Below are 2,395 nucleotides of genomic sequence, written 5' to 3' on the forward strand. Positions count from 1 at the left end.
AAATCAAGGGATTTTCCGCGCCTACTGCGTAACAGGGGCGCGTCTTTTCCTCATGCGCTCGGCGGCTTGTCTGCGGGTGATACGTTTCCGGCAGACGGGGCAGTATTTGACACTGTTAGAGGTTGACGCAAAGAACGCGCCGCACTCGGTACATTTCTTCTTATCCCCTGTCTGGTAAAGCTCCGCATAAAGCAGCCTGTCGGCGGGAAGCACCGCAACCCGGAACCACTTGCAGAGAAGCGAATAGGAAATGAGCTGCGGACATACGCACTCGTCCCCGTCGTCCAGTAAGATACAGTTCCCGTTATCATAATTGCAGCACGTCCGGCGCACAAGGGCGTTGACTTTCCGGCTCTGGGGCGGCGTCAGCCGCTTAACCCCGTTCATACTTCATCAGCGGCGTAAATGGGAAGCTCTGCAAATTCCGCTTCGGTCAAAGCGTCCACTTTGGAAAGGGTGCGCTTTGCAAGCTCCCGCATATCCGCGTCCATGTAGGGCAGCGCGGCGTTGACATTCTCAATCAAAGCCCGCTTGCCGCCCTCGTTGTAAATGCTCAAAAGGTTTGTTTCTTCAACAGTCAGTCTAATCATGCTCATACCTCCATATCGTGATTTTTTGTTTTTGCCGCCGCCTTTTTCGGGGCGGTCTTTGCCTTGTCTGCTTTAAGCTGCGCCCGGATAGAGGGGCGGGGCTTCCTTATCTCCCTGTCCCGGTTCTCCCCCTTGTCAATCAGCGCATACGTCCCATGTCTGCCCTCGATTTTGGAAAAGGAAAGGGTCTTGTAGGGCAGCATGGAGAAAAGGCGGTCAGTGTCCTTTGTGGCTGCAAGCCGCATGAACGCCGGGGAAAGCTCTGCCATGAAATGGGTCTTGTTCGGGCTGTTCGGCTCGTAATGCCGCTTCATTTCCCGCACAATGCGCCGCGCTTCCGTTTCAATCAGCCCGTCCCGCAAAGCGGCGATATGCGCCTTGAAATCCCCCGGTGGAAGCTGCTCCCGGCTGCGCCGTTCTTCCTGTAAGAGCGATTGCAGCGCGTCCGGGTCGTTGGGTAGGGCTTCAAAGCGTTCAAACTTCCCAAGCTGCGGGTCTGGGTTGCCGTTGAAGAACCGTCCGGCGGGTATCTCCCTTTCCCCTCGCTCATAAATCAGCTTCACCGTATCGGCGGGCAGCTCCTTTTCCTTGACGCGCTCATAATGTTTAGCGTAGTCCAGTTCGTACAGATTGCCCTTGATTTTCCCGCGCTCCTTTCCCGTCAGCTCGATTGCATAGGCAAGGACGCGGTCGCTTGTCTGCTCCATGTAGAAACGCCATGTGTTGTGGGGCGCGGTGTCTTTGAGGAAAACGTCGCGCTCCCGGAAACAGTGCGTCCCGGACGGGCGGCAGAACCACAAAAGGGTCTTGTCCTCCCTGTGGGGGCTTGCCGCCGCCTTTGCGATAATCTCTTTGTCAATGTCTAAGTCGCTCTGGTAAAAGCCTGTGTTCTGCTTCATAATCGCTTCAAGGGAAGCGAACAAATCCACGTTTTCAAATTTGCTCTGTTCCGGCATGGGTCAGCTCCTTTCCAAGTCCTGTGACTTCTGCTTTGCGTTTTTCTTCTGCGCCTTTTCCTTGTCGGCCCTAAGCTGCGCCCGGATAGAGGGCTTCTTTTCCGGCTTCGCTCCCTTGCCGCGCTCCTTGTCGGCTTTGACAGCGTTAGCCAGGTCAACAAGGGAAATCTGCTCGCCCGCCTTTACCTTTGCTTCCAGTTCGTCAACGGTGGGGGTGTTGTTGATGATACCGTCAATCATGTTCCCGTTCTGCTCTGTGGTCTGCTCGGCGGTTTTCAAGGGATTGTCCCGCTGCGCCTGTTCTGCGGCAACGGCAAACGCCCGCGTCCCATTCCCCATAATCAGATACTTTCCGTCGTCCGACTGGTGGTGAAAGCCATATCCGGCGGCTTCTATCTGCTCCCGGCTCATAGCGGTTACATGGAAAGTCCCCCTCGGTGTTTTGACAGTTTCGCCCGTTTCCAAGTCGTCCGGGGTAAGCTGCTTTTGCTCCTGTAAAAACTCCGGCACTTCCCGGAAACCTACACTGTCAACGAAATGCGCCGCGTCCTGTCCGTCCTGATGAAGCACTACCACGTCGGAAACGGAAAGGCTGTGTCCCTTAAAATCTTTGGGGTGGTCGATATTGAAACAGGTGTAAATATCTTCAAGGGAAGTTTCCGGCGCAAGGGGCGCGGAATAGACAAGCTCATAGTTCGCCCTGTCAACCACATTTCCCGCCGCCTGCAGGCGGTCGTAAGGCTCAAAGCGGAAATCCCTTGTTTCGTCCCCGCCCTTTATCTGGTAAATGGAAAAGGTGTCTTTGTCCTGTCCGGCGGTCTGCGCCGTTTCCTGTGCCTTTGCGTAAAG

Annotated in this window: 4 protein-coding genes; all 4 read right to left on the reverse strand. The window is 55.3% G+C overall.

The genetic code is table 11. The features are described 5' to 3' along the window. Positions 1–21 precede the first annotated feature (21 nt). Positions 22–387: a cysteine-rich VLP domain-containing protein gene (locus tag Q2J39_RS10600; protein WP_002585089.1), complete on the reverse strand. Its 366-nt coding sequence runs from the start codon at positions 385–387 to the stop codon at positions 22–24. Further along, entirely contained in the window at positions 384–590 is a 207-nt protein-coding gene (locus Q2J39_RS10605; protein WP_002569181.1) for a transposon-transfer assisting family protein, read from the reverse strand. Before Q2J39_RS10605 ends, Q2J39_RS10600 begins: the two co-directional genes overlap by 4 nt. A 2-nt stretch (positions 591–592) precedes the next feature. After that, positions 593–1,546 (reverse strand): hypothetical protein, encoded by a 954-nt coding sequence (locus Q2J39_RS10610; RefSeq protein ID WP_300968163.1) that lies wholly within the window; start codon positions 1,544–1,546, stop codon positions 593–595. Between the two features lie 3 nt (positions 1,547–1,549). After that, a partial coding sequence (locus Q2J39_RS10615) for a YodL domain-containing protein (protein WP_300968164.1) occupies positions 1,550–2,395 on the reverse strand: 846 nt, incomplete at its 5' end.

It is taken from the genome of uncultured Allobaculum sp. (assembly GCF_948576815.1).
In the GTDB taxonomy this organism is placed as follows: domain Bacteria; phylum Bacillota_I; class Bacilli_A; order Erysipelotrichales; family Erysipelotrichaceae; genus Allobaculum; species Allobaculum fili.

What these genes read in the sequence shown, in the direction of transcription:
- Q2J39_RS10605 (WP_002569181.1), bottom strand. Translation starts at nt 590, where the DNA reads ATGATTAGACTGACTGTTGAAGAAACAAACCTTTTGAGCATTTACAAC.
- Q2J39_RS10600 (WP_002585089.1), bottom strand. Translation starts at nt 387, where the DNA reads ATGAACGGGGTTAAGCGGCTGACGCCGCCCCAGAGCCGGAAAGTCAAC.
- Q2J39_RS10610 (WP_300968163.1), bottom strand. Translation starts at nt 1,546, where the DNA reads ATGCCGGAACAGAGCAAATTTGAAAACGTGGATTTGTTCGCTTCCCTT.